The 25,995-nt window shown below is 42.0% G+C and carries 24 protein-coding genes and 2 rRNA genes; 4 read left to right on the top strand and 22 right to left on the bottom strand.

The annotated features are described in order from the left end of the window. Positions 1-11 precede the first annotated feature (11 nt). From HUK62_RS04595 to HUK62_RS04555, 9 genes are all read right to left on the bottom strand, one after another. Positions 12-1,067: a M48 family metallopeptidase gene (locus tag HUK62_RS04595; protein WP_159128049.1), complete on the bottom strand. Its 1,056-nt coding sequence runs from the start codon at positions 1,065-1,067 to the stop codon at positions 12-14. A 10-nt stretch (positions 1,068-1,077) separates the two neighbouring features. Next, on the bottom strand, positions 1,078-2,187 hold the full coding sequence (locus tag HUK62_RS04590; protein WP_176537207.1) for a YjgN family protein: 1,110 nt from the start codon (positions 2,185-2,187) through the stop codon (positions 1,078-1,080). 126 nt (positions 2,188-2,313) lie between these two features. After that, on the bottom strand, positions 2,314-3,150 hold the full coding sequence (gene fghA, locus HUK62_RS04585) for an S-formylglutathione hydrolase (protein WP_176537206.1): 837 nt from the start codon (positions 3,148-3,150) through the stop codon (positions 2,314-2,316). A gap of 23 nt (positions 3,151-3,173) precedes the next feature. Then, entirely contained in the window at positions 3,174-4,550 is a 1,377-nt protein-coding gene (locus tag HUK62_RS04580) for a C13 family peptidase (protein WP_176537205.1), read from the bottom strand. A gap of 123 nt (positions 4,551-4,673) precedes the next feature. Then, positions 4,674-5,480, bottom strand: a complete 807-nt coding sequence (locus HUK62_RS04575; RefSeq protein ID WP_176537204.1) for a class I SAM-dependent methyltransferase — start codon at positions 5,478-5,480, stop codon at positions 4,674-4,676. Between the two features lie 5 nt (positions 5,481-5,485). Beyond that, a complete protein-coding gene (locus tag HUK62_RS04570) occupies positions 5,486-6,310 on the bottom strand; it encodes an undecaprenyl-diphosphate phosphatase (RefSeq protein WP_176537203.1) in 825 nt (274 codons plus the stop codon). Positions 6,311-6,322: 12 nt separating this feature from the next. Continuing rightward, complete coding sequence (gene tsaB / locus HUK62_RS04565; RefSeq protein WP_176537202.1) at positions 6,323-6,988, bottom strand: tRNA (adenosine(37)-N6)-threonylcarbamoyltransferase complex dimerization subunit type 1 TsaB; 666 nt, start codon at positions 6,986-6,988, stop codon at positions 6,323-6,325. Between the two features lie 129 nt (positions 6,989-7,117). Continuing rightward, positions 7,118-7,648, bottom strand: coding sequence for a gamma carbonic anhydrase family protein (locus tag HUK62_RS04560; protein ID WP_010325976.1), 531 nt, complete (start codon positions 7,646-7,648; stop codon positions 7,118-7,120). A gap of 23 nt (positions 7,649-7,671) precedes the next feature. Beyond that, entirely contained in the window at positions 7,672-8,274 is a 603-nt protein-coding gene (locus HUK62_RS04555) for a CoA pyrophosphatase (protein ID WP_176537201.1), read from the bottom strand. Positions 8,275-8,397: 123 nt separating this feature from the next. Between HUK62_RS04555 and HUK62_RS04550 the strand changes: the two genes are divergently transcribed. Further along, complete coding sequence (locus tag HUK62_RS04550) at positions 8,398-8,946, top strand: NUDIX hydrolase (protein ID WP_176537200.1); 549 nt, start codon at positions 8,398-8,400, stop codon at positions 8,944-8,946. Between the two features lie 59 nt (positions 8,947-9,005). On the opposite strand, the gene HUK62_RS04545 is transcribed toward HUK62_RS04550, so the two are convergent. Then, complete coding sequence (locus HUK62_RS04545; protein ID WP_228723733.1) at positions 9,006-9,341, bottom strand: hypothetical protein; 336 nt, start codon at positions 9,339-9,341, stop codon at positions 9,006-9,008. 277 nt (positions 9,342-9,618) lie between these two features. On the opposite strand from HUK62_RS04545, the gene pabB reads away from it, so the two are divergent. Beyond that, complete coding sequence (gene pabB / locus HUK62_RS04540) at positions 9,619-10,968, top strand: aminodeoxychorismate synthase component I (RefSeq protein ID WP_176537199.1); 1,350 nt, start codon at positions 9,619-9,621, stop codon at positions 10,966-10,968. A gap of 71 nt (positions 10,969-11,039) precedes the next feature. Here pabB and hisC read toward each other — a convergent pair whose 3' ends face one another. Together hisC and hisD are read right to left on the bottom strand one after the other, a co-directional pair. Beyond that, the gene (gene hisC, locus HUK62_RS04535; protein ID WP_176537198.1) at positions 11,040-12,131 is read right to left on the bottom strand and encodes a histidinol-phosphate transaminase; all 1,092 of its coding nucleotides are present in this window, start codon (positions 12,129-12,131) and stop codon (positions 11,040-11,042) included. A 174-nt stretch (positions 12,132-12,305) separates the two neighbouring features. Next, complete coding sequence (gene hisD, locus HUK62_RS04530; RefSeq protein ID WP_176538447.1) at positions 12,306-13,607, bottom strand: histidinol dehydrogenase; 1,302 nt, start codon at positions 13,605-13,607, stop codon at positions 12,306-12,308. A 175-nt stretch (positions 13,608-13,782) separates the two neighbouring features. On the opposite strand from hisD, the gene HUK62_RS04525 reads away from it, so the two are divergent. After that, a complete protein-coding gene (locus HUK62_RS04525) occupies positions 13,783-14,127 on the top strand; it encodes a nuclear transport factor 2 family protein (protein WP_176537197.1) in 345 nt (114 codons plus the stop codon). Between the two features lie 73 nt (positions 14,128-14,200). Here the strand turns inward: HUK62_RS04525 and hisG are convergent, their stop codons facing one another. The 5 genes from hisG to HUK62_RS04500 form a co-directional block, all read right to left on the bottom strand. Beyond that, positions 14,201-14,902, bottom strand: a complete 702-nt coding sequence (gene hisG, locus HUK62_RS04520; protein ID WP_004695017.1) for an ATP phosphoribosyltransferase — start codon at positions 14,900-14,902, stop codon at positions 14,201-14,203. Next, the gene (gene murA, locus HUK62_RS04515) at positions 14,899-16,158 is read right to left on the bottom strand and encodes a UDP-N-acetylglucosamine 1-carboxyvinyltransferase (protein ID WP_005400214.1); all 1,260 of its coding nucleotides are present in this window, start codon (positions 16,156-16,158) and stop codon (positions 14,899-14,901) included. Before murA ends, hisG begins: the two co-directional genes overlap by 4 nt. A 6-nt stretch (positions 16,159-16,164) precedes the next feature. Then, positions 16,165-16,416, bottom strand: a complete 252-nt coding sequence (gene ibaG / locus HUK62_RS04510; protein WP_004695019.1) for a BolA family iron metabolism protein IbaG — start codon at positions 16,414-16,416, stop codon at positions 16,165-16,167. Positions 16,417-16,553: 137 nt separating this feature from the next. Continuing rightward, a complete protein-coding gene (gene raiA / locus HUK62_RS04505) occupies positions 16,554-16,886 on the bottom strand; it encodes a ribosome-associated translation inhibitor RaiA (RefSeq protein ID WP_004695021.1) in 333 nt (110 codons plus the stop codon). Positions 16,887-17,057: 171 nt separating this feature from the next. Then, positions 17,058-18,512 carry an RNA polymerase factor sigma-54 gene (locus HUK62_RS04500; RefSeq protein WP_176537196.1) on the bottom strand — a complete coding sequence of 485 codons (1,455 nt, stop codon included), beginning with the start codon at positions 18,510-18,512 and terminating at the stop codon, positions 17,058-17,060. Positions 18,513-18,842: 330 nt separating this feature from the next. On the opposite strand from HUK62_RS04500, the gene HUK62_RS04495 reads away from it, so the two are divergent. Next, a complete protein-coding gene (locus HUK62_RS04495; protein WP_176537195.1) occupies positions 18,843-19,397 on the top strand; it encodes a DJ-1/PfpI family protein in 555 nt (184 codons plus the stop codon). A 59-nt stretch (positions 19,398-19,456) separates the two neighbouring features. On the opposite strand, the gene HUK62_RS04490 is transcribed toward HUK62_RS04495, so the two are convergent. From HUK62_RS04490 to HUK62_RS04470, 5 genes are all read right to left on the bottom strand, one after another. Beyond that, on the bottom strand, positions 19,457-19,768 hold the full coding sequence (locus HUK62_RS04490; protein ID WP_176537194.1) for an ankyrin repeat domain-containing protein: 312 nt from the start codon (positions 19,766-19,768) through the stop codon (positions 19,457-19,459). A gap of 6 nt (positions 19,769-19,774) precedes the next feature. Then, the gene (locus tag HUK62_RS18965) at positions 19,775-20,497 is read right to left on the bottom strand and encodes a hypothetical protein (protein ID WP_228723732.1); all 723 of its coding nucleotides are present in this window, start codon (positions 20,495-20,497) and stop codon (positions 19,775-19,777) included. Between the two features lie 96 nt (positions 20,498-20,593). Next, positions 20,594-21,943 (bottom strand): aromatic acid/H+ symport family MFS transporter, encoded by a 1,350-nt coding sequence (locus HUK62_RS04480; RefSeq protein WP_176537193.1) that lies wholly within the window; start codon positions 21,941-21,943, stop codon positions 20,594-20,596. Between the two features lie 463 nt (positions 21,944-22,406). Continuing rightward, a 5S ribosomal RNA gene (rrf, locus tag HUK62_RS04475) occupies positions 22,407-22,521 on the bottom strand. A 243-nt stretch (positions 22,522-22,764) separates the two neighbouring features. Then, a 23S ribosomal RNA gene (locus HUK62_RS04470) occupies positions 22,765-25,658 on the bottom strand. Positions 25,659-25,995 lie beyond the last annotated feature (337 nt).

Below are 25,995 nucleotides of genomic sequence, written 5' to 3'. Positions count from 1 at the left end.
GGCTGAATGAATTAGTTTGATAAGCGTTGCTGTTGGTTAAATTGGCGAATAGCCGCAATACGCTCTTGGGTCGCAGGGTGACTTTGGAAGAATGAACCAATGCCACCTTCCTCCTCTTCTTCAGACTTCCCTTGCGGCTGCTTTTCTTCCTCTTCGGCACGTGCATCGGCTTCCATACGTGCCAAGAAATTCGCTAAATGTAAGCTTGAAATCTGGTTTTTATCCAAGACATGCATGGCATACAAGTCCGCATCACTTTCAAAATTGCGTGAATAACTGGCACCAACCAAAGCCACAGGCAAAGTTGTAAATAAGGCCGAACTGTCCCCCGTCACCGCAATCAACAGCACACTAAAACCTAAACTGGATAAGGCTTGCTGTAAGCTATGTCGCTCGACCAAGTGCCCTTGCTCATGTGCTAAAACCCCAATAATTTCATGATCATCTTTGGCTAAATTAACCAGTTCATCGGTCAAAATAATGGTGTTGTTTGGCAGCGCTAAAGCATTCGTTCCAATTTGTCCACCTGCACGAAACAGTACTTTGGCAGGTTGCCCATTCGCAACAAGGTCTTGATAGCTTTGTATGATTTGTTTTTGACGCGCAAGGGGGATAGTCGAAGGTCCCGTCAGCTTAAACACTTGTTCTTGCGCTTCATCGCCGAGTTTATAGATGGTATCGGCAGGTAGTTGCATCGCGACATAATGTGCTGCGCTTGGGATACCCCATCTTAAAATGGCAAAGATAAAAGCGGCAACAAACACCACACTAAATAAGATGAGACTTGGTGAACGCTCTAATTTCCAAATCGAATGCTGTACATGCTTTTTGTTCAGCTCAAACCAGTCAGGCAATGCTTGTGGAAATTCAATCCGTGCATCATCTTTCAACTCAATCACAGGTTGAATCTGCCCCAATGCCCCAATCAACTGCATATCGGCATAGTAATAACGACGTTGCTGCTGGTTATAACAGATCAACACCGTTTCGCTATCTATCGGTGCAATCGTGGCTGGATAAGGCTTAGAAATCTGCCCATCATAAAAGGTGATGTTTTGTTCCTGCATTTAAGCCTCGTTACAGCGAAATATCGATGTCAAAAATATCACTCAGCTCTTCAGCAATAGCATTCGGGTCATCTTGAGCCAAATTGTACATACGATCTGGATCATTTTTTAGGGTTAAAGTTAATGACTCAATTTGATACTGATATAAACGTACTGCGGCCCATGCCGACAACAAACCAAGCGAGAGGATTTTTAAAATCCAGTTGGTCATCACGATCCATGCATAATGCATCTGACCACAGTCCGTTTGGAAAGGACTACGCCCTAACGTGGCTTTATTCCATGTCGTAATAAAAATACGAGCCATCATCAACGGCCAAATCATAAAAGCAGCAATCATATAAATCACCGCCACAATAATCCCAAACTGGGTTGGAGAACTGCTCCCAACTTGAAGAGTGAAGGCAACGAATAATCCTAAAACAAAGACGATTCCAATAAACAAAAACACAGGGACGTACATGGCACGCATATAGTCAGGCCAATCGGCATGTAGCTCAAAACGTAACTGCCCGAGTTGTAAATTATCCAGCGTGTATTTTTTAAAATACCAAAATAGCACTGGGAAAAAGATCCCGAGAGTAAAGATGTAAACCAAAATGCCTTTCAGCGCCAAGATATAGGCTTCTTTGGTCGTGCCTGTAAAATAAAAGCGGCTATTGCCAAATTTACTGTTCCGCGCTCGGAAACGAATGGTTGAACGCACCAACCACGGAACCAATAAAAAGATGATGAGGAAACCAATTAAAGAAGCTTGCCAAGATACCTGAGCCAAAGCTGAAGCGCCAAAGTACACCCCCAAAGCAATAATTCGACCAATCAGGATACGTGTAGGTACACCCGTAAAATCAAACTTGCGGCGATAAAACACCGTGTTGCCATAAAAATAGCGTAAGCGTCTAACCTTCGCCCAAGGTGCATATAAACTGAAGGTAACAATGGTCAATAAGATATTCACAATCCAAATGCCAAAGTACTCTCGGGCATTACCACGGAATTGGAAACGAAAGGTCTGTCCCAAATAGGCGTTTGGCTCATCCGTGGGAACGGCTGGTGGAGGTGGCCAGCTTGCTTCAAAAGAAGCCTCTACAGGTGGCAAAGATGCCTCTGAATTTTGCATGTATACCCTATCTATTATTTTACTGTTTTATTTTTTAAGAACAAAAAATCAATCACCCAACCATGTTAATGCCAGTGCTGGATGATTTCCAGTCAAAAATTAAGAATAAATATGACAAATCAAGATTTAAGATTCGAGCTGTACGGCATGAAACTGCAGGTGATCATCAATAAAACTTTGAATAAAGTAATAACCATGGTCATAGCCTGCATGTTCGCGAAGCGTCAGTGGCTGGCCCGCAGCCTGACAGGCTTGCTGAAATAATGCAGGATTGAGCTGGCTATAAAACTGATCACTCAAACCCTGGTCAATTAAAATATCGGCAAAAGGGGCTATTTTTGTTTGGATCAAAGCGGTTGCATCATGTTTCAGCCACTCAGCTTGATCTGAACCTAAATAATTTGAAAACGCTTTTTCTCCCCAAGGACATTGGCTTGGTGCACAAATCGGAGCAAATGCAGACACCGACTTAAACTTCTCAGGATGTTTCAAGGCCAAAGTTAAAGCGCCATGACCGCCCATGCTGTGCCCGAAAATACCAATACGCTCTGCTTGTACAGCAAATTGCTGAATCACTAAATCATATAACTCTTCAGCGACATAGCTTTCCATCTGGAAATGCTTGGCCCACGGCGCTTGGGTGGCATTGATATAAAAACCTGCCCCTTGCCCAATATCCCAATGATCACCTTGCACAACCTGTTCACCACGAGGAGAAGTATCAGGCGTTACCAAAATCAGACCTAACTGTGCTGCTAAACGCTGTGCGTGCGCTTTAATGGCAAAGGTTTCTTCGGTACAGGTTAAACCTGCCAAATAAAATAATGTTGGACACGCTTGCCCCGCTAACGCTTGAGCCGGTAAATAAATACCAAACTTGCTCTCGCCTTGAAGGCTGATGGAATTAAATCGGTAAATACGCTGTTCACCATCAAAACTACGGTTAGATTGTACTAATTCCATCAGGGTTCCTTTTTAGATCCAAATTAAGGGGTAGTAACAGCTTTAGGTGGAAACAAGCGCTGTTCAAGTTGTGGAAGCATCAGCTCCATATTTTTACCCATCGACCACTGTGGTTCAGACGGTTCAAAACCTTGTGCTGTTTCCCATTGGCTCACAGTCTTTTGTGCTTGGCTAAAAGCAGTTTCTATACTGTTTTGTTCACGCATTGCTTGATCGAAAAACGCCCGACCAAAATAAGTATAATCTGCTTCATTGGTACACCCAAAAGACTGGCGGTCTGCGGCCGAAGCGGTAATGATCAAAGTATTGTCATTTTGGAGTGCTGGTACAAAGCTTCCAGAGAAACACGATGAAATAACAATCACACGCCAGCGAATGCCCGATGCATCTAAGGTTTCGCGTAACCATTTCGGGTCGACCTGAGTTAAGTCTAAAGGTGCATTTTCCATTTCGAACTGGTTCGGTAAACCATGCGAAGTCATATATAAAAATAACACATCGCTTTCACGGTTCATCTGCTGTCCCATACGACGCAGCGCCATTTCAATACTGTGTTTAGAGGCAATCGGAATTTCTGTTCGTGTAGCAGGGTTATTCACCAACATCATCGAACGGCCCAACGTACCAAAACGCGTGTCGAACTGTTCTTTGATTCGCTCAACTTCCGAACGGAATACATCTTGATAACTCGCTCCCGCCACACCAAGGAAATACCAATGTGACTGGGCAAATTCACCATATTGCACAGACTCTAGTGCTTTATTCAGTAAACGACTTTGTGCATAAAAGGCATCTTCTGCAAAGGTTGGTGGCGTTTCTTCTACTTTCCAAATCGGCTGACTGGTCACTGACATTTGCCAAACCACAAGGGTAAACAGCGTAGCCAAGACAATCAGAGCACGCTCCCACCAAGGCCATTTCAGCTCACGTGAAAACACCCACACCACCGCCAAACTCTGCCAAACAAACAGTACCATGAACACATTCGGCAGGTAGTCGTAGAAGAAATACGGCAGGACATCAATCATGCCTAAATATTGGATAAAACTTTGTAATAACGCGATATGCGTATCCAACACCAACCAAAGGAGTGCTGGCACCAACATCAAACGCGGATTATTCACCCGTTGAGACAGAAAAATCCCGACAATCAGGGCAATGAAAGGCCAAAGTGCGTAACTGACCAAACCTTGTGGGTTAAAGTCACCGATCTCTCCTGCGCTCAACCAGCTAAATAAAGTATTGGCTGAGCCACCTAAAATCCCCCAGAAGATGAGCTGCATAATCGAAGGATGGACAATTTGCAAAGAGCGTCGTGAACCTAGAAACAACCACATCCCCGCAGTTTGGTTGCTTTTAAAATCATGCCAAAAATTGATGGAGGGTTTGAAGTCGATCATAAGATTCTAATTAAATTGTGACTTGCGTAGGGACACACTAAGTTTATGCTTGATCAGCATTTTATCAATGATGTTTTTAACTATATAACAAATCTTTGCATACTTTTGAAGCAATCTTCCACTTCAGTCTAAGCGTTCATGCTGAAAATAGGCATCAAAACGGCATGCATCACCCAGCCACTGATGAGTGGTTTCTTGATTTGCCAAAAATACGGCCAAGCGAGGACGTTTGACCACCACCCGTTTTGCCACTTTTTGCGCTAAGCCAAGCAGATTATCACCCAAATCCATTTCACCATCTTCAGGCAGTAACATATGTAAAAGCTGCATTTGCTTTTTCACTTGCGCCTGTTTTTTCACCGCTTGCTGATTTTGATCACGTTGTGGAAACATCGGATCTAGATAAACCACATCGACCGTATTGCCCTGCTCTGCTTGTTGCTGCAAATACTGTGCGGAATCTGAAAAAACTAAGTCAATTCGAGTCACCACAGGGTTTAAGAATGCATCCTGTAAAGCCTGTTCCTTACTTGACTCTAGCAAGGTAAATAAAATGGGATGGCGTTCTACCAAAGTGACATTGGCTCCCAAATGTGCCATGAGCAGTGAGTCATGCCCAAGCCCTGCCGTTGCATCAATGAGCATAGGTTTTTCAGTCAAGTGGCAAGCACGAGCAATCATTTCAGACTTTAACGACGCACGCTTTAAACGTGGAACTTCAGCTTTCCAATCCGGCTGCATTTTCATGCCATTAGCACACAGCCAAAGCCCATCGGCATCGGCACACAAACCCAGTTCAGGATGAAATCGGAAGAAACGTGCATTTAACTTTTCGGCAACTTCAATACTGACCTCGACACCACGAGAAAAAAGCACAGCAACATAGTGCTGTGCTTTTTCTAAGTGCTCTTGTTCCACATATAAGCGCATTGGGCTTACCATAGCTTCCAACCCGTAAAGGCAAATAATAGAATCACTAAGCCTGAAGCAATGCGGTACCATGCAAAAATCATAAAATCACGCTTCGCCACATAAGCGACTAAAGCACGAATCAACAGTAAAGCCGAAACAAAAGAAACAATAATGCCTGTTGCCAATACGATCCAATCTTGTTGTCCGTCAAACACATGCGCACTTTGATACAAATCTAACAGACCCGCACCAATAATGACAGGAATACCCAAGAAGAATGAAAACTCAGTCGCCGCTTTACGCGAAACGCCCATGAACATCGCGCCAATAATGGTTGCCCCCGAACGTGATGTCCCTGGAATTAAAGACAACACTTGAATCAGACCAATCCAAATCGCATCTTTCACACTCAGGTCTTCAACTTCATGGACGCGCTCTTGTGGTGGATGCTTTTCAATCCAAATAATAATCAAGCCACCTACAATCAAGCCGATGGCAATGGCAATATCATTAAATAAAAGCTCTTTCACCGTTTGACCAAATGTCAGACCAATCAGCACAATAGGAATCGACGCTAAAATTAGCCCAATCCCAAGACGGCGACCTTGGGGTTCACCACTAAAAATCCCCGTTGCTGCTCCCCACAAACGTGCCCAATATTCATAAATGACGGCTGCAATTGCCCCCATTTGAATGGCGATCACAAAGACATCACTTTTTTCTTTGGTCCAGAAATTCATGAGTTCTGAAGCTAAAATTAAATGTCCAGTACTCGAAATGGGTAAGAATTCAGTAATACCTTCAACAATACCCATAATTGCCGCTTTGAGCAGCAGTAAAAGATCCATAAAAAACCCTAATTATGCTTTGCCCTGTTCCGGGATTTTTTTCCAAGCGTTATCACGTAAATAAACTGGAAGTGCAAGTTCAGCACTCACCCAGTGTTGTTGCTGTGCATTCTTGCGCGCAATTGTGGCAATATCTTGCGCAGTTGCACTTAAATCTTTGTATTGTATTTGTGATGGATCAATTAAGGTTGCGCCTGAACCGACTAAAATAAACGGTGTACATTCAGTAGCCGCGGCATAGCTTAAAAGCTGCTCTTCATCGACGGCTTGCATGATGCCATCTGCATCTAATTGAAAACTTGCAATATAGACTTCACTCATACGAGCGTCTAAAACTGCTGTGACTGTGGTTAGACCATGCACACGATGTCCAGCTTGTGCGAGTGCTTGTAAGGTTGAAACAGGAATCACAGGCAAATCATTCGACCATGCCAAAGCTTGAGTCACGGCAGCATTAATACGAACGCCGCTAAAAGAACCGGGACCACGGCTAAAAGCGATACAAGACAAATCTTCTGTCTTTATATCCAACTGTAAAAACCCTTGTTCAATCATTGGTAGAATCGTTTGCGTTTGTGCTTTTGCGCGCGTATCCAATTGGAAAAAAAGTTCTTGATTTTCATCTACAATAGAGACGGAACACTGCTCATTTGCAGATTCCAATGCCAGCACTTTCATGCACAACCTTAATGATTTAATCTATAAAAACGTGGCTATGATACTCCACTCAAAAGCACTAGGCGAGATGTTCTCGGAACAGAGCTAAAAAAGCCTAGAAAAATCTAGGCTGGATGGGAAAAAATAAGCTTATAACTGTGCTGGCTCTAAATCGATAAATTGTTTAAAGTGTTCTGCATAATGTAGTGCACTCATTTTCAAACGAGCTTCAGCCGTTTCATCCAAAGTTTTGACGACTTTACCCGGTGAGCCCATAACCAGAGAATTATCTGGAATGACTTTACCTTCCGGAATCAGTGCATTTGCGCCAATAATACAATTTTTACCAATCATGGCATTGTTTAAAACTACGGCATTAATCCCAATCAGACTGTTATCCCCCACGGTGCAACCATGCAACATAGCTTGATGCCCAATCGTGACATAATTGCCAATATTCATTTCAATCCCAGCATCGGTATGTAAAACCGCATTTTCCTGAATATTGGTAAAGTCACCTAAACGAATTTTGCAATTGTCTGCACGTACGACTGCTCCAAACCAAATACTGACTTGCTGCCCCAATTCGACTTGACCGATGACTGTGGCATTTTCCGCAACCCAGCCATTCCATGGTTGATGCATCGCTTGTGGGGCATGACCTTTAAATTTGTACAGCATATCTCTTCCTTAAAATATTAAACTTACTTGGATAACCGAAATGTCGGTGAATTGACTAAAAATGGCCAATCTTTATGGTAACCCAAACCATATTGAAATAATGTAACCAGCATCCGTGCTGTCAGCCCCCAAATAATTTCATTTTCTACCCGCATACTAGGAAAATAGAGAGATTGATAGGCAAAACGAACTTCATAAGGTACCGCAGGCACTTCCATCAGCTGTTTGAGTGATGCAAAGAAAATACGATCAATTTCTGTCGGCTGGGCAACCAGTTCAACTTCAGGCGGAATCAGCCCAACCACAGGTTTGACCAACATGCCATTACGGGCCTTTTGCATCGGCAAATCACCGAGCAGCTGTACATCAAAAGGATTCAATGCGGTCTCTTCATAAGCTTCACGCAAGGCAACCACGATATTACTGGTATCTTGCGGATCTCTTTTTCCGCCAGGAAAAGACACTTCACCAGCATGATTAGATAGGTAAACAGAGCGGCGGGTCAGTAAAACTTTGGGATTGTCTTCATTGGTGATCGCGATTAACACAGCTGCATCTGCCGATTTAATTTTGCTTGAAAACCGTAACTGTTGCTGCAGCATGCGTGTTAATGAATGTTCATCCATTGAACGTCGTCCCCATCATTCTTTTTTTCATCATAGCTGAATTTGATACTGAAAAAAGAGAAATGATGCCAAAATTTAATTTTTAAGTTATGCTGAGTCTGAACTTTATCATTGATGATGAATATGGACTTTTGCAGCAATTGCGGACAAAAAACAGCAGAACAAATCCCGCTTGGCGACCATCAATTACGTCGTGTTTGCACCTCATGTCGTTCTATTCATTATGTGAATCCTAAAGTGATTTGTGGGGCACTTGCACTTTGGGAAAATAAAGTCTTGTTATGCCGCCGCGCCATTGAACCGCGTTATGGATTATGGACATTGCCAGCAGGTTACATGGAATTGTTTGAAACCATGGAACAAGGTGCTGCACGTGAAACCCGTGAAGAAGCAGAAGCGGAAGTTGAAATTGAACAGCTGTATTGTATGTACAATATTCCGCGTATTGGTCAAATTTATGTCCTCTTTAAAGCGAACTTAGTGGATGGAAAATTTGGTGCTGGCGAGGAAAGCATTGAATGTCGTTTATTTGAAGAAGATGAAATTCCTTGGTCAGAACTGGCTTTTCCAAGTGTCGAACATACCTTACGTCACTATTTTGCCGACCGTAAAAGTAATCAATTTAATCTTCATCTCGAAACCCTAGGTACACGCTTAGATCATACAGGTTAATGTTGCCTAATATCAAAAAAAGCCCATCGATGATGGGCTTTTTTGTGTTTACAACGATATTATTTTGCTAACACTTTATAGCAATCAGCAATTTCAATTGAAACTTCGCCTTCACGGAAGTCTGCGGCTGCTTGATTGGCAATGCTATTTTTTTCATAATAGTTACTCAAATACGCCTTATAGATATTGGTCCACTTTACCCCTGCACCAGAAAAATCACTGAGGGAAATATAAGCACTTTCATTAACATTGGCAGACAATAAATTACCGAGATTAACGCGTGCCCCACCAATCACTGTAGAGGTCTGTTTTCCTTCACTATTCACATCACTCACAATATTGGTATTTGCGCCAATAACTGCGCCATCAATTTTATCAAAGATAGGATTTGCCAAGAGGATACGGAAGGTTACCGCTTTATTTGAAGTCTCCTAAGAGCTTTATTTTTGTGATATCGATCACTCGGTGTTAGTTACTGTTTTTTTATTTTGTCGCAGTATTAACACCTATCCTTGAGTGACTTTATTGCCTGAACTACGTTATATCTGAGTGATTTTTTGATCAACTGCTGTTGGTCGCAATCCATAGCTTACCGATAAACGGTATTTCCTCTATGCGTACACGCACAATGCGGTAAAATAGCCTGAATTTTTTGATCCTATTTGCGTTAGCATGACTCTAAGCCAATCATTTAAAAAGATAATTTGTGATTCAACCCTCTCTGTATCTCATATACTACAGGCGTTGAATGAGCTCACACAGTTAGTCTATTTACAAAATGTCGATGCACCCGTCATTGCTTTTTTACCTGAACGTTACCAAGTTTTTCGAAAAAACCAGCACTTTTTCTTTCAACGCACACAGGATTTTTGTTATATCCGTGATGACGAAGAAATAGACATTTCCAGTAATATTCAGCCAAGCTCAGAACAAAAAGAAGCATCTTTTAGTGGCGGACTCATTGGATTCGTCAGTTATGATTATGCCGTCCAGCAACACGTTCCGGTTCAAATTAAGTCACAGCCAAGCCTATTTTTAGGTTTATACAGCAGTTATCTACAATGGACTGATACAGGTTGGCTATTTTGCAGTAGTGATTTACAAGCTGAACGCATTTATCGCAAAATTGAATCGTATTTATTACAGCCATCGGCCTTAACTCATCCACTCCAACTCGGGTCGATCTGCCAAGCACGCTGGACTAAAAATCAATACAAGCAAGCCTTTCAACAAGTACAGGAATACATCAAAGCTGGGGATTGTTATCAAATCAATCTCACACAAGAGTTTACCGCCAAAGCACACGGTCAACTCCTAAGTGTGGTCGAGGCATTTTGGCAATTGACCGATGCACCTTACTCGGGCTATCTCCGTATCGATGATTTTGAGCTCTTAAGCTGTTCACCCGAGTTGTTTATTGATTTTCAAACCCATCGTAAAATCATCACTAAGCCGATTAAAGGCACCATGCCGCGCTATGCAGATCCAGTCTTAGATGAACAATCTAAACAACGCTTAATGGCTTCGGAAAAAGATCAAGCTGAAAATGTGATGATTGTTGATCTACTGCGTAATGACTTGAGTGTTTATGCAGAAACGGGCTCAGTCAAAACACCTAAACTGTTTAATATTGAAAGCTTTAATCAAGTCCATCATATGGTCAGCGAAGTCGAAGCAACACTTAAAGCAGAAGTTCATCCCTTTCATGTGCTGCTCTCTGCGCTACCTGGCGGGTCTATTACAGGCGCGCCTAAAATTCGAGCGATGCAGATTATTGAAGAACTCGAAGGAGCACCACGCGGAGCGTACTGTGGCTCAATGGGTTATTTTAATTTCGATGGTACTGGTTCTTGGAACATTCTGATTCGTTCTATTCAAAAATTCCAAGATGAGGTTTCGCTTTGGGCTGGCGGTGGAATTACCATTGCATCAGAGTGTGAGGCTGAATACCAAGAATGTTTTGACAAGGTCTCAGCACTGCTTAATTTACTCAATACCTTTGTACAAACGGACACTGAATAGCCGCCAAAATAAAAAAGTGAACCTTCACATCAGTGAAGGTTCACTTTTCAAAGATCAAAACTGTTGAAAGTTTATTTTAAAATATCATTTTTCAATGTATCGGCTAAGCGTTGATTTTGTTCATCAGTTCCAACCGTGATACGTAAAAATTGGTTAATCCGCGGTTTATTGAAATAACGCACAATAATGCCTTGTTCACGTAATTCAGCCGCTAACTCACCTGCATCTTTGCTAGGCAATGATGCAAAGATAAAGTTGGCACTTGATGGCAAAACGTTAAAGCCCAGTGCGGTCAATTGTTCAACTAAATGTTCACGGCTTTGAATCACTTTTTGATTTTGCGCTTCGAAATAAGCTTGATCTTCAAATGAAGCGACCGCAGCGGCTATCGCAAAACGGTCCATCGGATAAGAATTAAAACTATTCTTCACCGCTTCAAGTGCCGCAATCAAATGCGGTTGAGCAATCGCAAAACCAACACGTAAACCCGCCAGTGAGCGAGACTTAGACGTGGTTTGGCACACCACCAAGTTCTCATATTTTTCCACCAAACTGACTGCCGATTCAGCACCAAAGTCTACATAAGCTTCATCAATGACCACCACTGAATTTGGATTGGCCTGAAGCACTGCTTCTATTGCAGCTAAACCAATATCAATACTGGTTGGTGCATTTGGATTGGTGATAATAATGCCGCCATTGGCTTGTTTATAGTCATCCACCACAATTTCAAAGTCATCATTGAGTGGTAAAATTTTGGTTTTGACCCCAAAAAATTGGCTATAAACAGGATAGAAGCTATAGGTAATATCGGGGTAAAGTACAGGCAGCTCTTGCACAAAAAATGCTTTAAAAATATGAGCTAAGACTTCATCTGAACCATTGCCGACAAAAATATTTTCAACCGCAACATTTTGTTGTTTCGCAATCGCCTGCTTTAACGCAGAAGCATCTGGATCTGGATATAAACGCAATACATCTGCAGAGTTTTCCAAAACTGCTTGAACAGCCTCCACCACTTTTGGTGAGGGTGGATATGGATTTTCGTTGGTATTGAGCTTCAATAAATTTTGAATTTTCGGTTGTTCACCTGGCACATACGGTTCTAATTCACGTACTTCAGGACTCCAAAAACGCATTTGTTCTGTAGTAATGTTAAACATTGTCTATCTCATTTAGGCACTCAACTTACTTTTATATAAGCCCTCTCCTTCTAGGAGAGGGTTTGGGAGAGGTTTATGATGTCCCAAACTGAATTAAATATTTTCCCCTCTCCTAACCTCCCCCATAGGGAGAGGAACATTCATTACTGAACAAATGAGGGATCTAAATTTATATTATTGATAACGATAACGTGCCGAACGCGCATGCGCATCTAAGTTTTCTTGTTGCGCTAAGATATCTGCAGTTTTCGCCAAAGTTTTCACACCTTGCTCAGAGCACATAATCAAACTTGAACGCTTTTGGAAATCATATACACCCAGCGGCGAGGAAAAGCGTGCCGTACCTGAAGTTGGCAAAACGTGGTTGGGCCCTGCACAATAGTCGCCGATTGCCTCTGGAGTATAACGCCCCATAAAGATTGCGCCTGCATGGCGAATATCTTCAGCCATTTCCTGTGCTTCATCTAAGCAAAGCTCTAAATGCTCAGGGGCAACTTGATTAATCAGCTCAACTGCTTCAGCGCGGTCTTTCACAAGCACTAACGCGCCACGATTGGCAATTGAAGTACGCGCAATCTCCGCCTTAGGTAAAGCTTGTAAATGCGCTTCAATAGCCAACTCTACTTCATTTAATAACTGTTCATCTGGTGTAATAAACACTGCTTGTGCCACAGTATCGTGTTCAGCTTGGGACAATAAATCCATTGCCAGCCACTGTGCGTTATTCGCGCCTTCGGCATAAACTAAAATTTCAGACGGCCCTGCAATCATGTCGATACCGACTTGTCCGAATACTGCACGTTTCGCAGCCGCGACAAAACGGTTGCCCGGTCCTGTAATCTTATCCACCGCCGGAATCGTTTCTGTACCATAGGCTAAAGCCGCAACCGCTTGTGCCCCACCAATGGTAAAGACACGGCTGACACCAGCCAAATAAGCAGCTGCTAATACCAAAGGATTCAACTCACCATTCGGTGCAGGCACCACCATAATAATTTCAGGTACACCTGCCACATGCGCAGGCACAGCGTTCATTAACACAGAAGACGGATAAGATGCCAAACCGCCAGGTACATAAATACCAACGCGATCTAAAGGCGTTACTTTTTGCCCAAGTGTGTTCCCCAAGGCATCCACATAGGTCCATCCTTCTTGTTTTTGCGCTTGGTGAAACTCACGAATACGGTTTGCAGCAAGCTCTAACGCCTCGCGGACTTCAGTACTCAAACCCTCAAAAGCGGTTTTTAATTGTTCTTGGGTCAGTTCTAAATCTGAGAATTGATGCGCGGGATGTCGATCGAACTGTTGAGTGAGTTTAAGAACATGAGCATTACCATGCTGACGAACATCAGCGATGATTTGATCTACGGTTTTTAAAAGTTCTGGGTCACTCACGGTTTCAAAAGCCAACAAATCAGCAAAGACTTGTTTAAAGTTCTGATCTTGAGTCGATAAACGTCGCATCAATTTATCCACAATGAAAATAAAGGGAAGCTTTAGTTTACCTTGTTTCCTGTATTTTGTGGGCAACAATCCTCCAGCTAAACACGGAGTGTAATGAAAAATTACTTTTAACTTCATCGGGAAATGAATGTGATCATGATTTTTAAACTAGAATTATTAAACATGACTAAAAAACAGGCAAAACGAGATGACCCTTACGGACATAGCCACCTACTTTTCAACGGGGCAATTTAGTCGAATCCAACAGCATTTTTCACAAACCATTACATGGGAAATTGTAGGTGAACAACAGCTGTCAGGTTTTGATCAAGTGCTGAAGCATTGCCAGTCTATCGAGCATTATTTTACGACGGTCGCGCATGAGTTCCATATTCAAGCAATTCATCAAACGGGTCATCATGTGATTGTTCAAGGTGCAGCGCAATTTCATAACACCCAGCAGACATCCCGAATTTCTGCTTGTGATGTCTATACGTTTAATACTTTAAATCAACTGGTTCAGGTTCAATCCTATTGTATTTCAATCCAATAGAAAAATTAAAAATGAGCAGGTACAAAAAAACCGCCATCATCGATAGCGGTTTTTTTAAACAAAAAAGATCAACTTATTGGTTTTTTAACGCTTCACGTTCAGCAACTGCTGTTTCTAACTGTGCAAGAATTGGGTTTAACAAGGCTTGCTTACGTTTGAAACTTGCCTTGTTCACGATCAAACGCGAAGACACTTTACAAATTTCTTCCAAAGGTTCTAAACCATTGGCACGTAAAGTATTCCCCGTATCGACCACGTCAACAATGTAATCACCTAAACCCACCAACGGTGCAAGTTCCATTGAACCATACAACTTAATCACATCGACTTGCTCACCTAAGCTTGCATAGTACTGACGGGTTAAGTTTACGTATTTGGTGGCAATTTTTAAACGTCCTTTTGGACGCTCCATGCCGACTTTGCCCGCGGTCATCAGTTTACATACTGCGATTTTTAGATCGAGCGGTTCATAAACGTTTTGCGCGCCATGTTCCATAAGCACGTCTTTGCCCGCAACACCAATATCAGCCGCACCATTTTCCACATAGGTGGGTACGTCAGAAGCACGTAAAATTAAAATACGGACTTGTTTATGGGTGGTTGGGAAAATTAACTTACGTGATTTATCAGGATCTTCCAGTAAGTTAATTCCAGCCGTTTCAAGTAAAGGCAGGGTTTCTTTTAAAATACGACCTTTACTCAATGCCAATGTTAAACCATGATCAAAATTGCCCATTACGTCAAAATTTGGATCATCGTTTCTCATATCGCTCATGAACTTACTCGCTTAATTTGGGCGCCTATACCTTGTAATTTCGCTTCGACATCTTCATAACCGCGGTCAATATGATAGATACGATCAATCAGCGTCTCACCATCCGCAGCAAGTGCAGCTAGCACCAGCGAGAAAGAAGCGCGTAAATCTGTTGCCATCACAGGTGCTGCAGAAAGTTTCTCTACACCCGTCACGACAGCATCATTACCTTCGACCTGAATATTGGCACCCATACGTGACAATTCAGGTACGTGCATAAAACGGTTTTCAAAAATCGTTTCAGAAATAGTAGCAAAACCACGACCAATCGCATTAACTGCCATAATCTGTGCTTGCATATCAGTTGGGAAGTCAGGATGTGGTAGCGTTTGGAAGCTGACTGCTTTCGGGCGTTTACCCATCATATCCAGTTCAATCCAATCATCACCACGGGTCACTTCCGCGCCCATTTCTTCAAACTTTTCTAAAACTGATTCCATCAATGTTGGATCAGTATGTGTGGTTTTTACACGACCACCGGTAATGGCCGCAGCAGCCAAATACGAACCCGTTTCAATACGGTCAGCAACTACAGCGTATTCACAGCCATGTAGTTTTTCAACACCTGTTACCACTAAGGTATCAGTATCTAAACCTTCAATTTTTGCACCCATCGCGATCAACATTTTCGCAAGGTCCGTAATTTCAGGTTCACGTGCCGCATTACGAATCGTAGTCACGCCTTCTGCCAATGCCGCAGCCATTAAGATATTTTCGGTACCACCCACGGTCACCATATCAAAAATAACTTCGCCACCTTTCAGACGGCCATCAACTTTAGCATGTACATAACCCGCTTCAACTTCAATCTCTGCACCTAAAGCTTCTAAAGCTTTTAAGTGTTGATCGACTGGGCGCGAGCCAATCGCACATCCACCCGGCAAAGACACTTTTGCACTACCATAGCGCGCCACCAATGGACCGAGCACTAAAATAGATGCACGCATGGTTTTCACCAACTCATACGGTGCAAACTGATTGTCCAGTGTTGAGGTATCCGCAGTAACCGTGTCGCCTTCGTAGGTCATGGTAATGCCTAGACCACCAATCAACTGCACCAAAGTATTGACATCTTTTAAATGCGGCACGTTGGTGAGCTTGGTTGGGGTTTCAGGCAAAATCATTGCTGCAAGCAACGGCAAGGCAGCATTTTTAGCACCCGAAATACGAACTTCGCCTTCGAGCTTAGTGCCACCTTGAATTAAAAATTTATCCATCTAATTTTAAGCTCCGAATAAGCTTGCTTTACGCCATTCTTCTTTAGTCATTGCACGAATAGTCACCGCATGCACTTCGCCACTTGCGATATAAGAATTTAATGGTGCATAAACAGCTTGCTGACGTGCAACAGGACGTTTGCCTTCGAATTGGTCGTCGACAATACGTAAGTCAAACTTTCCGCCTTGCCCACTAACTGCAACTTCAGCTTCAGGAAAAGCAGCTTTTAAAATTTCAGTGAGCTGTTCACTATTCATCACAAAGACCTCTTATAGGACCAACGGTGTAAAAACCTGCCATTTTACTATAAATCTGAAAAATAAATCATAAACCCGCACACTTTATATATAAAAAAAGAGGTTTTAAAAAAACCTCTTTTTGCATAAAAATCAAACTAAATGGCGATCGGTTGGTAAACCTGCTGCATTTTACGGTGCTTATCGAGCTGTCTTTTTAGTTTTTCTGATAATTTTTTAATCGACGTATACATATCATCTGCTGAAGCCTGAGCAAAAAATTCAATGCCCGGTAAACGGATAATTGCTTCTGCAATATGATTGCTACTGCCTTTTTTAGTATGTTTATCGACCTGATGATCCTTGGTTAACTTCACCTGCATACTGTTTACCTGATCAATATGCTTGGTCATTTCTGCAAATTTGCAGCGAATGGTATCTTCAATAGCTGGGGTAATACTCAAATGATGTCCACGAATTGTTATTTGCATATATCTATCCCTCACCTTCATTAGGATTAATGAGGAAAAGCCAAAACGATTTAATGACTGCAAAACAACCAGCGCGCATAGAAACATCAAATCATTTTAGCCATTCCTTAAAGAAAAAAGAGGTTCATTATGTTGTCATAATGAACCTCTAGAATAGTCAGATTTTAAATTTTAGATCAAGACTTTTCGTTCAGAAGATGACGGAATATGTAACGATTCGCGATACTTTGCCACTGTCCGACGTGCTACATCAATTCCATCGTCCTTTAACAGATTGGCAATTGCGTTATCTGACAAAGGCTTACGTGCATTCTCTTCAGCAATCAATTTTTTAATCTTGGCGCGAATTGCAGTTGAAGATGCTTCACCACCTGAAGTAGTCCCCACATGACTTGAAAAGAAATATTTCAATTCGAACAAGCCGCGTGGCGTCAGCATATATTTGTTGGTGGTCACCCGAGAAACGGTCGACTCATGCAATTCAACTTCTTCTGCAATATCTCGAAGTACCAAAGGCTTCATCCCTTCAGCACCAATTTCTAAAAATGCACGTTGATGTTCAATGATACATGTCGCCACTTTCAGTAAAGTTTTATGGCGTTCATCGACACTTTTAATAAAGTTTTTCGCATCCAACATCTGATTACGTAAATACTGATTATCTTCACTTTGATCAGCACGCTTAATCATATTGGCATAAAACGAGTTCACACGAAGTTTTGGCATCACATCAGGATTTAAAGCCACTTGCCATTGTTCGTTTTTCTTCATTACCACGACATCAGGAATTTGATAATCCGAGTCTTTATCTTCAAACTCAAGTCCTGGATGTGCTTTTAGCGTTTTCAATAAATCAACCGCACACTTGAGCTGCTCTTGATTTAAACCTGTTTGTTTGATTAGTTTTGCCAGTTCATTGCTGATCAATAGTTCATAATTTTTCAGCAGATTTATGGCATCATTTCGACACGCGGTCTGCATCGGCAAGGCTTCCAACTGTACCATTAAGCACTCTGCAAGATTCCGCGCCCCAACGCCAAGTGGGTCTAAACGCTGAATATGCTTGAGCACTACAACCACTTCATCATCTTCAACTTCGTCGTCATAGTCCATGCTGGTTAAAAGATGCTGAACAGAAGTCGTTATTTCTGAAATATCACTGTCTAAAAAACCTTTATCGTCCAACGAGTCAATAATGCAATAAGCAATCAACATATCTACTTGCGAAAAATGCAACAGATTGATTTGCTCCAACATATGCTCTTTTAAGCCCAAATGACCTTGGCGATTATCTTCTCGCTCTTCAAATTCTGCCGCGCCCAAACTGGTCGGTTGATGTGTATAAACATCATCCCAATCGGTATCGACCGGTAAATCATCGGGTAAATGATCTGCGTTGAGTTCATTGGTTAAATCTTTCTTATCCTGTTCTTGCTCTTGCACACTGGATAAGCTTTCGATAGATGACTGTTCTTCTACTTTTTCTAAGAGTGGATTGCTGTCGAGTTGAATCTGAATTTCCTGTTCAAGTTCAAGGCTCGACAATTGAAGCAATCGAATAGCTTGTTGTAATTGGGGGGTTAGCGACAAAGAGTTCGAAACTTTCAATCCAACCGATAACTTCATAAAACCCTACTCATCAATACAACTATTTTTAAAGCACGCTTTATAAGCAATTTTTGTGCCGTTTTATTTTTTATAGCATAGAAAATTCAAAAAACCTACATTTTTTGAGCAGATTGTTTTTTCATTTCCTACATAGTTTTAGACTTTATGGATGTTCTTAGTGCATATCAATTATTGAAAAGGATCATTAATACCTTCACACAGACTAAAGTTACACGAAACACTACATCGGCTGCTTTCACTTACTTACAAGAGTCCGTTAAATCAAAACATCTGTATCATTCTGCTTTGTTAGGCTAAAGCATAGACATTTTTTAGGGGGGGGGTTATATGACTCAAAAAGTATTGTTTATAACCTCAAATGTAGGCGTAGAGCATGATGAGCTAATTCAGCCTCTCCATTTTCTACAGTCCAAAGGCATAGAATGCATTCATGCCGCGATTGAAGCTCACGATGTTCGAACTGTCAAAATGGACTCAGAATCGGCAGCAAGCTATCCACCAGACGTCGATTTGGATCATGTTCATTATGACGACTACGGTTTGCTGATTATCCCCGGCGGTGCAGTTAATACTGATTTATTACGCCAACACCCCAAAGCGCTCGAAATTATCCAAAGTTTTAGCAACCAAGCCAAACCAATAGCTGTGATTTGTCATGCGCCTTGGGTTTTGATTAATGCTGAACGGATTCAAGCTGAGCAACTGACTTCGCATAAAAATATACGACTCGATCTGGAAAATGCAGGTGCTATATGGGTCGATGAAGCCGTTCACACATGTAATGCAGGTGGTTGGACACTCATCAGTTCACGTAGTTCAGAGGATCTTCCCCCTTTTAATCAAGCAATATTGAAAGAACTTGAATCCAATTCGTCCATTTAAGATGCAATAAAATAAAAAGAGCCTGATATTGAGCAGGCTCTTTTATTCATTTTTAAAAGTTACAGACTTTTTAAGTATTCAATAATTTCTACTTGTTCTGCCATTTCAGCCAGTTGAAGCGCTGTGTACTCACCTTTGTAGTGGACATTCGCACCTTTTTCAACCAGTAGTTTCACCACATCTAGATAGCCATTTTCAGCCGCCGCTTGGAGGGCGCTATAACCTTCATCATCAGTAGAGTTCACATCTACAACATTGGCGAGACTTTTTTCTACTTCAGCGAGTTCACCTAAAGACGCCCAATACACCAATTCAGGTAAATGCAGTTCATCATCGTTTTCAGGAATTGGAGAGAATGAGTTGAGTTTCATAATGAGTTACCTAATTAAATCGAATTTCAGACCAAAGTGTAATCCTGATAACTGTTCAGATAACTCTTTTAGAACTTCATGAATCTCACTTAACACTTCATTATCGCTTACGTATGATTCGATGATTTCATCGTTCCCATTATGGACAAGTAAGAAAATCTTAGATTTTGATTCACTTTTCGACTCTTTTGGAGTTTTTCCTTTAACAAGATTACATTTTTTAAAAGTAGATTTTTGATAATCTAAATTTTTATCCATACTAATAGGATATCTAAACATAGTTGAATTACTATCATATTCTTCTAATTTATTAATTAATATAGGTATTTCTTCAGGAATATCAAACCAGTTATATCCTGTTCTACTATCTATAGAATCACGGTTATTTTCTAAAATAATTAAAAAATTTTCAAATAAAGTTTTAATTGAATGGACATTAAATATTTTTTTCTCTTTACCATTTTCAACTAATTTTGGGAAATCATCATTTCCAGTTTTTGATTTTTTAAAACTGATCTTATATATGAGAGTAATTGCTGATTTTAGATATAGTTCAATCGAATGCCTATAAAGATATAGAATTGGTAATTTACCTCCACCGACACCAAAACCATATTTTGTATCTTGATTATCATCTAGTGCCTGTGCCGCATAATAGAAAGAATCCGCTGTTGCCCCCAATCCTAAATCTGTCTGCAAAGCTAAAGGTTTAAAATAATCCTCGATCATAATTTCAATAATACTTAATATCTATAATCAATAATATACATCTACTAGATAAAAAAAGCCTCCTTTCGGAGGCTTTTCTTTTTAAGGAATCACAACTTATGCTTTAGCTATAGACGCGTCTTTAAGATCAATCTTATCGCTGTCACTATCATGCATAATCAGAGCAACCGCAATAGCAGTAATCAACACAGGTAAACCCACAGCCATAAAGTTATAGTGGGCAGGCAAATTCATACCCAACAAACTCCCGATTAAAATTGGTCCAATGATTGCACCCATACGACCAATTGCAGACGACCAACCAATCCCCGTTGAACGAACAGCAAGTGGATAGTACTGAGCGACATAGCTATAAAGCAGCATTTGCGAACCGATCGATGCAGCACCCGCCAAGAATACTAGAATATATAAAAGGAATTGATTCGATTGGAAGCCCATCAAGCTCATCACAACAGCACCCATCATCCCTAAGCACATGAGCACAGGTTTCAAATGGAAGCGATCGGCCAAGATCCCTCCACCTACAATACCAATCACCGCACCAATGTTCATCACCATCATAAACATCAAGCTATTGTCCATTGAGTAGCCTGCTGCCATCATTAACTTCGGCAACCAACTGCTTAAAGCATACATAGTCAGTAAACAGGTGAAGAACGCCACCCAAAACAACAAGGTATTTATCGCACGCCCACGCTTAAATAAGCTCACAACATTTGCAGACTCTGGCACATCAACCTGATGCAGCTCAAAAGTTGTATCTTCTTTTACTGTCACCGTTGGTGCTAAACGACGAACAATTTTACGTGCTTCCGCCTGACGGTTTTGTTGCACAATAAAAGTCAAAGACTCGGGCAAAAACTTCCAAATAACAGGTAATAACAACAAAGGAATACCCGCAATAAAGAACATAATTTGCCAACCAAAACTTGGAGTAAACCACGCACCTAACAATGCAGCCATTACACCACCCACGGCATAACCACTAAACATCGTAGTCACTAAGGTACTACGCATTTTTTGTGGTGCATACTCAGATGTCAGCGCAACAAGGTTTGGCATTACTCCACCAATTCCAAGTCCTGCAAGGAAACGTAAAACCGCAAATTCCGTTGGATTTGATGCAAAACCACCTGCACAGGTAAGCCCGCTAAAAAGCACAATACAGATCATAATGACTTTTTTACGGCCAATTTTATCCGCCAAAGAGCCGAATATCATTGCACCAAACATCATGCCTGCTAAAGCAGTACTTGCAAGCATACCCGCCTGTACAGCACTTAAGCCCCAGTCTTCCATTAATAATGGTAATACCACACCATTAATTGCCAAGTCATAACCATCAAATAAAATAATTAGTAAACACCAAGCAACAACTTGAAAATGGAACCCCGAAAATTTTGCACGATCAATAATATCATTCACATTCACTGCTTTAGCTGACATTATTCACCTCCTATGAGCTATTGTTTCATTGCACTTTAACTAGCGCCCTTCAGTTTTTATAATGTGCTAATTCAACCCAAACAGAAGTCATTCACCAAAGTAATTTGGTGTTATATTCACACAATTTATAGTGATATAAAAATTCAACATTAGTCTAAATAAGTGATTTAATTCGCATTAAAAATAAATAAAACCAACCATTAACACTTGGCTTTTTGATATGAAATAAAATAATAATTAACAATAAAGACCTAATTTAAATTAGATATAAATATAATACTTAGTTCATAACCAAAAAATTAAATAGATATAGAAAGATTCATTTAAATAATAATTATGACTATTTAAGATATTTTATTTAATTATGATAAACCTCAATTAGACGATTGATTCGTTTATTATTTAATCTTCCTCGCATAAAAAAATCCCCCTAACCGTTAAGTTAGGGGGATTTGAATTAATGAGCTGGCGATGACTTACTCTCACATGGATAACTCCACACTACCATCAGCGCTAAGAGGTTTCACTTCTGAGTTCGGGAAGGGATCAGGTGGTTCACTCTTGCTATTGTCGCCAGCACAACTGTTTATGACTATTCGTTGGGTCTAACCTCAGAGCAGTGCTCTTCGTGCCTAACTTTCATCAAATGAGTTATTAACAGGTATATTTGAGTTGATTTTAACATAAAGCATAGCTTTATGTCTTGCGCTCGGACAAACATAATTAATGTTTGTTTATTCCTCGCTCATGTATCTAGCTTTATAACTAAATCAAGTTGTTTGCAGTGATTTGAACCACAACACCAACTGTTTGGGTGTTGTATAGTCAAGCCTCACGAGCAATTAGTATTGGTCAGCTTCACATATCACCATGCTTCCACATCCAACCTATCAACGTCGTAGTCTTCAACGGCTCTTTAGAGGACATAAAGTCCTAGGGAAATCTTATCTTGAGGTAGGCTTCCCGCTTAGATGCTTTCAGCGGTTATCCCTTCCGAACATAGCTACCCGGCGATGCGACTGGCGTCACAACCGGTACACCAGAGGTTCGTCCACTCTGGTCCTCTCGTACTAGGAGCAGATCCTCTCAAATTTCCAACGCCCACGGTAGATAGGGACCGAACTGTCTCACGACGTTCTAAACCCAGCTCGCGTACCTCTTTAAATGGCGAACAGCCATACCCTTGGGACCTGCTTCAGCCCCAGGATGAGATGAGCCGACATCGAGGTGCCAAACACCGCCGTCGATATGAACTCTTGGGCGGTATCAGCCTGTTATCCCCAGAGTACCTTTTATCCGTTGAGCGATGGCCCTTCCATACAGAACCACCGGATCACTAAGACCTACTTTCGTACCTGCTCGACTTGTGGGTCTCGCAGTTAAGCGCGCTTTTGCCTTTATACTCTACGCGTGATTTCCGACCACGCTGAGCGCACCTTCGTACTCCTCCGTTACTCTTTAGGAGGAGACCGCCCCAGTCAAACTACCCACCAGACATGGTCCTCGTCCCGGATAACGGGACAGAGTTAGAACCTCAATATTACCAGGGTGGTATTTCAAGATTGGCTCCACCGAAACTAGCGTCTCGGTTTCAAAGCCTCCCACCTATCCTACACAAGTAAGATCAAAGTTCAATGTCAAGCTGCAGTAAAGGTTCACGGGGTCTTTCCGTCTAGCCGCGGGTACACCGCATCTTCACGGCGAATTCGATTTCACTGAGTCTCTGCTGGAGACAGCGCCCCCATCATTATGCCATTCGTGCAGGTCGGAACTTACCCGACAAGGAATTTCGCTACCTTAGGACCGTTATAGTTACGGCCGCCGTTTACTGGGGCTTCGATCAAGAGCTTCGCTTACGCTAACCCCATCAATTAACCTTCCAGCACCGGGCAGGCATCACACCCTATACGTCCACTTTCGTGTTTGCAGAGTGCTATGTTTTTAATAAACAGTTGCAGGGGCCTGGTTTCTGTGGCTGCCAATAGCTCAAGGAGTAAATCCTATCACCGTCGGCAGCGTACCTTCTCCCGAAGTTACGGTACCATTTTGCCTAGTTCCTTCAGCAGAGTTCTCTCAAGCGCTTTGGTCTACTCGACCTGACCACCTGTGTCGGTTTCGGGTACGATTCCTATGTAACTGAAGCTTAGAGACTTTTCCTGGAAGCATGGTATCAGCCACTTCACTGTACAAGTACAGCTTGCTATCAGTTCTCAGCATAGAGTACCCCGGATTTGCCTAAGATACATGCCTACAACCTTCCACCTGGACAACCAACGCCAGGCTGACTTAACCTTCTCCGTCCTCTCATCGCATTACACAGAAGTATTGGAATATTAACCAATTTCCCATCGACTACGCCTCTCGGCCTCGCCTTAGGGGTCGACTCACCCAGCCCCGATTAACGTTGGACTGGAACCCTTGGTCTTTCAGCGTGCGAGTTTTTCACTCGCATTGTCGTTACTCACGTCAGCATTCGCACTTCTGATACCTCCAGCATACTTCTCAATACACCTTCATCGGCTTACAGAACGCTCCCCTACCACTTGCAATAAATTGCAAATCCGCAGCTTCGGCATATAGTTTTAGCCCCGTTACATCTTCCGCGCAGGCCGACTCGACTAGTGAGCTATTACGCTTTCTTTAAAGGGTGGCTGCTTCTAAGCCAACCTCCTAGCTGTCTATGCCTTCCCACATCGTTTCCCACTTAACTATAATTTTGGGGCCTTAGCTGGCGGTCTGGATTGTTTTCCTCTTGACTACGGACGTTAGCACCCGCAGTCTGTCTCCCGGATAGTACTCATTGGTATTCGGAGTTTGCATCGGTTTGGTAAGTCGGGATGACCCCCTAGCCGAAACAGTGCTCTACCCCCAATGGTATTCGTCCGAGGCGCTACCTAAATAGCTTTCGGGGAGAACCAGCTATCACCGAGTTTGATTAGCCTTTCACCCCTATCCACAAGTCATCCCCTGGCTTTTCAACGACAGTGGGTTCGGTCCTCCAGTTAGTGTTACCCAACCTTCAACCTGCTCATGGATAGATCACCCGGTTTCGGGTCTACACCCAGCAACTAAACGCCCTATTAAGACTCGATTTCTCTACGGCTCCCCTATGCGGTTAACCTCGCTACTGAATGTAAGTCGCTGACCCATTATACAAAAGGTACGCAGTCACCGAACAAGTCGGCTCCCACTGCTTGTATGCATGCGGTTTCAGGATCTATTTCACTCCCCTCACAGGGGTTCTTTTCGCCTTTCCCTCACGGTACTGGTTCACTATCGGTCAGTCAGGAGTATTTAGCCTTGGAGGATGGTCCCCCCATATTCAGACAAGGTTTCACGTGCCCCGCCCTACTCGACATCATCATATCAGCCCTTTCGTGTACAGGACTATCACCCACTATGGTTGCACTTCCCAGAGCATTCCACTAAAACTGATATGACTTAATGGGCTTTTCCCCGTTCGCTCGCCGCTACTGAGGGAATCTCAATTGATTTCTTTTCCTAAGGGTACTGAGATGTTTCACTTCCCCTCGTTCGCCTCGTATGACTATGTATTCATCATACGATACCTGCCTTATGACAGGTGGGTTTCCCCATTCAGAAATCTCCGGATCACAGGATATTTGCCGCCTCCCCGGAGCTTATCGCAGGCTATTACGTCTTTCATCGCCTCTGACTGCCAAGGCATCCACCACATGCACTTAATTACTTGACTATACAACCCCAAACAGTCGTTAATCCCTACAAGTAGGATTAAGACAGTCTATGATGATTTCTCATCACTTCCTTACAGTTTGTTGCTCTGTGTACTTAAACACTGTACAGCTTCAATTCAATTCACATACCAAAACGCTTGATTCAGTTAATTTCGCTAGTAACTCATTTCTTCAATCTTCATCAATCAGTAATAAATCACTGTTAATGTCGATCTTAAAAACGAGTATGAACAAATTATTTCAACTCAAATATATTCTGTTAATGATTTTTCCAGCCTTCGTCAGGTCAGGAAACTGTGATAAATCACAGAAGTTAATAAGTTATCTACTTACTAA

It is taken from the genome of Acinetobacter sp. NEB 394, from assembly GCF_013374795.1.
Taxonomy (GTDB): Bacteria; Pseudomonadota; Gammaproteobacteria; order Pseudomonadales; family Moraxellaceae; genus Acinetobacter; species Acinetobacter johnsonii.
This window is presented reverse-complemented; position numbering and strand designations above follow the sequence as displayed.

Coding starts and splice junctions, on each gene's coding strand:
- HUK62_RS04595 (WP_159128049.1), bottom strand. CDS start 1,067: ATGCAGGAACAAAACATCACCTTTTATGATGGGCAGATTTCTAAGCCT.
- HUK62_RS04590 (WP_176537207.1), bottom strand. CDS start 2,187: ATGCAAAATTCAGAGGCATCTTTGCCACCTGTAGAGGCTTCTTTTGAA.
- fghA (WP_176537206.1), bottom strand. CDS start 3,150: ATGGAATTAGTACAATCTAACCGTAGTTTTGATGGTGAACAGCGTATT.
- HUK62_RS04580 (WP_176537205.1), bottom strand. CDS start 4,550: ATGATCGACTTCAAACCCTCCATCAATTTTTGGCATGATTTTAAAAGC.
- HUK62_RS04575 (WP_176537204.1), bottom strand. CDS start 5,480: ATGCGCTTATATGTGGAACAAGAGCACTTAGAAAAAGCACAGCACTAT.
- HUK62_RS04570 (WP_176537203.1), bottom strand. CDS start 6,310: ATGGATCTTTTACTGCTGCTCAAAGCGGCAATTATGGGTATTGTTGAA.
- tsaB (WP_176537202.1), bottom strand. CDS start 6,988: ATGAAAGTGCTGGCATTGGAATCTGCAAATGAGCAGTGTTCCGTCTCT.
- HUK62_RS04560 (WP_010325976.1), bottom strand. CDS start 7,648: ATGCTGTACAAATTTAAAGGTCATGCCCCACAAGCGATGCATCAACCA.
- HUK62_RS04555 (WP_176537201.1), bottom strand. CDS start 8,274: ATGGATGAACATTCATTAACACGCATGCTGCAGCAACAGTTACGGTTT.
- HUK62_RS04550 (WP_176537200.1), top strand. CDS start 8,398: ATGGACTTTTGCAGCAATTGCGGACAAAAAACAGCAGAACAAATCCCG.
- pabB (WP_176537199.1), top strand. CDS start 9,619: ATGACTCTAAGCCAATCATTTAAAAAGATAATTTGTGATTCAACCCTC.
- hisC (WP_176537198.1), bottom strand. CDS start 12,131: ATGTTTAACATTACTACAGAACAAATGCGTTTTTGGAGTCCTGAAGTA.
- HUK62_RS04525 (WP_176537197.1), top strand. CDS start 13,783: ATGACCCTTACGGACATAGCCACCTACTTTTCAACGGGGCAATTTAGT.
- hisG (WP_004695017.1), bottom strand. CDS start 14,902: ATGAGCGATATGAGAAACGATGATCCAAATTTTGACGTAATGGGCAAT.
- murA (WP_005400214.1), bottom strand. CDS start 16,158: ATGGATAAATTTTTAATTCAAGGTGGCACTAAGCTCGAAGGCGAAGTT.
- ibaG (WP_004695019.1), bottom strand. CDS start 16,416: ATGAATAGTGAACAGCTCACTGAAATTTTAAAAGCTGCTTTTCCTGAA.
- raiA (WP_004695021.1), bottom strand. CDS start 16,886: ATGCAAATAACAATTCGTGGACATCATTTGAGTATTACCCCAGCTATT.
- HUK62_RS04500 (WP_176537196.1), bottom strand. CDS start 18,512: ATGAAGTTATCGGTTGGATTGAAAGTTTCGAACTCTTTGTCGCTAACC.
- HUK62_RS04495 (WP_176537195.1), top strand. CDS start 18,843: ATGACTCAAAAAGTATTGTTTATAACCTCAAATGTAGGCGTAGAGCAT.
- HUK62_RS04490 (WP_176537194.1), bottom strand. CDS start 19,768: ATGAAACTCAACTCATTCTCTCCAATTCCTGAAAACGATGATGAACTG.
- HUK62_RS18965 (WP_228723732.1), bottom strand. CDS start 20,497: ATGATCGAGGATTATTTTAAACCTTTAGCTTTGCAGACAGATTTAGGA.
- HUK62_RS04480 (WP_176537193.1), bottom strand. CDS start 21,943: ATGTCAGCTAAAGCAGTGAATGTGAATGATATTATTGATCGTGCAAAA.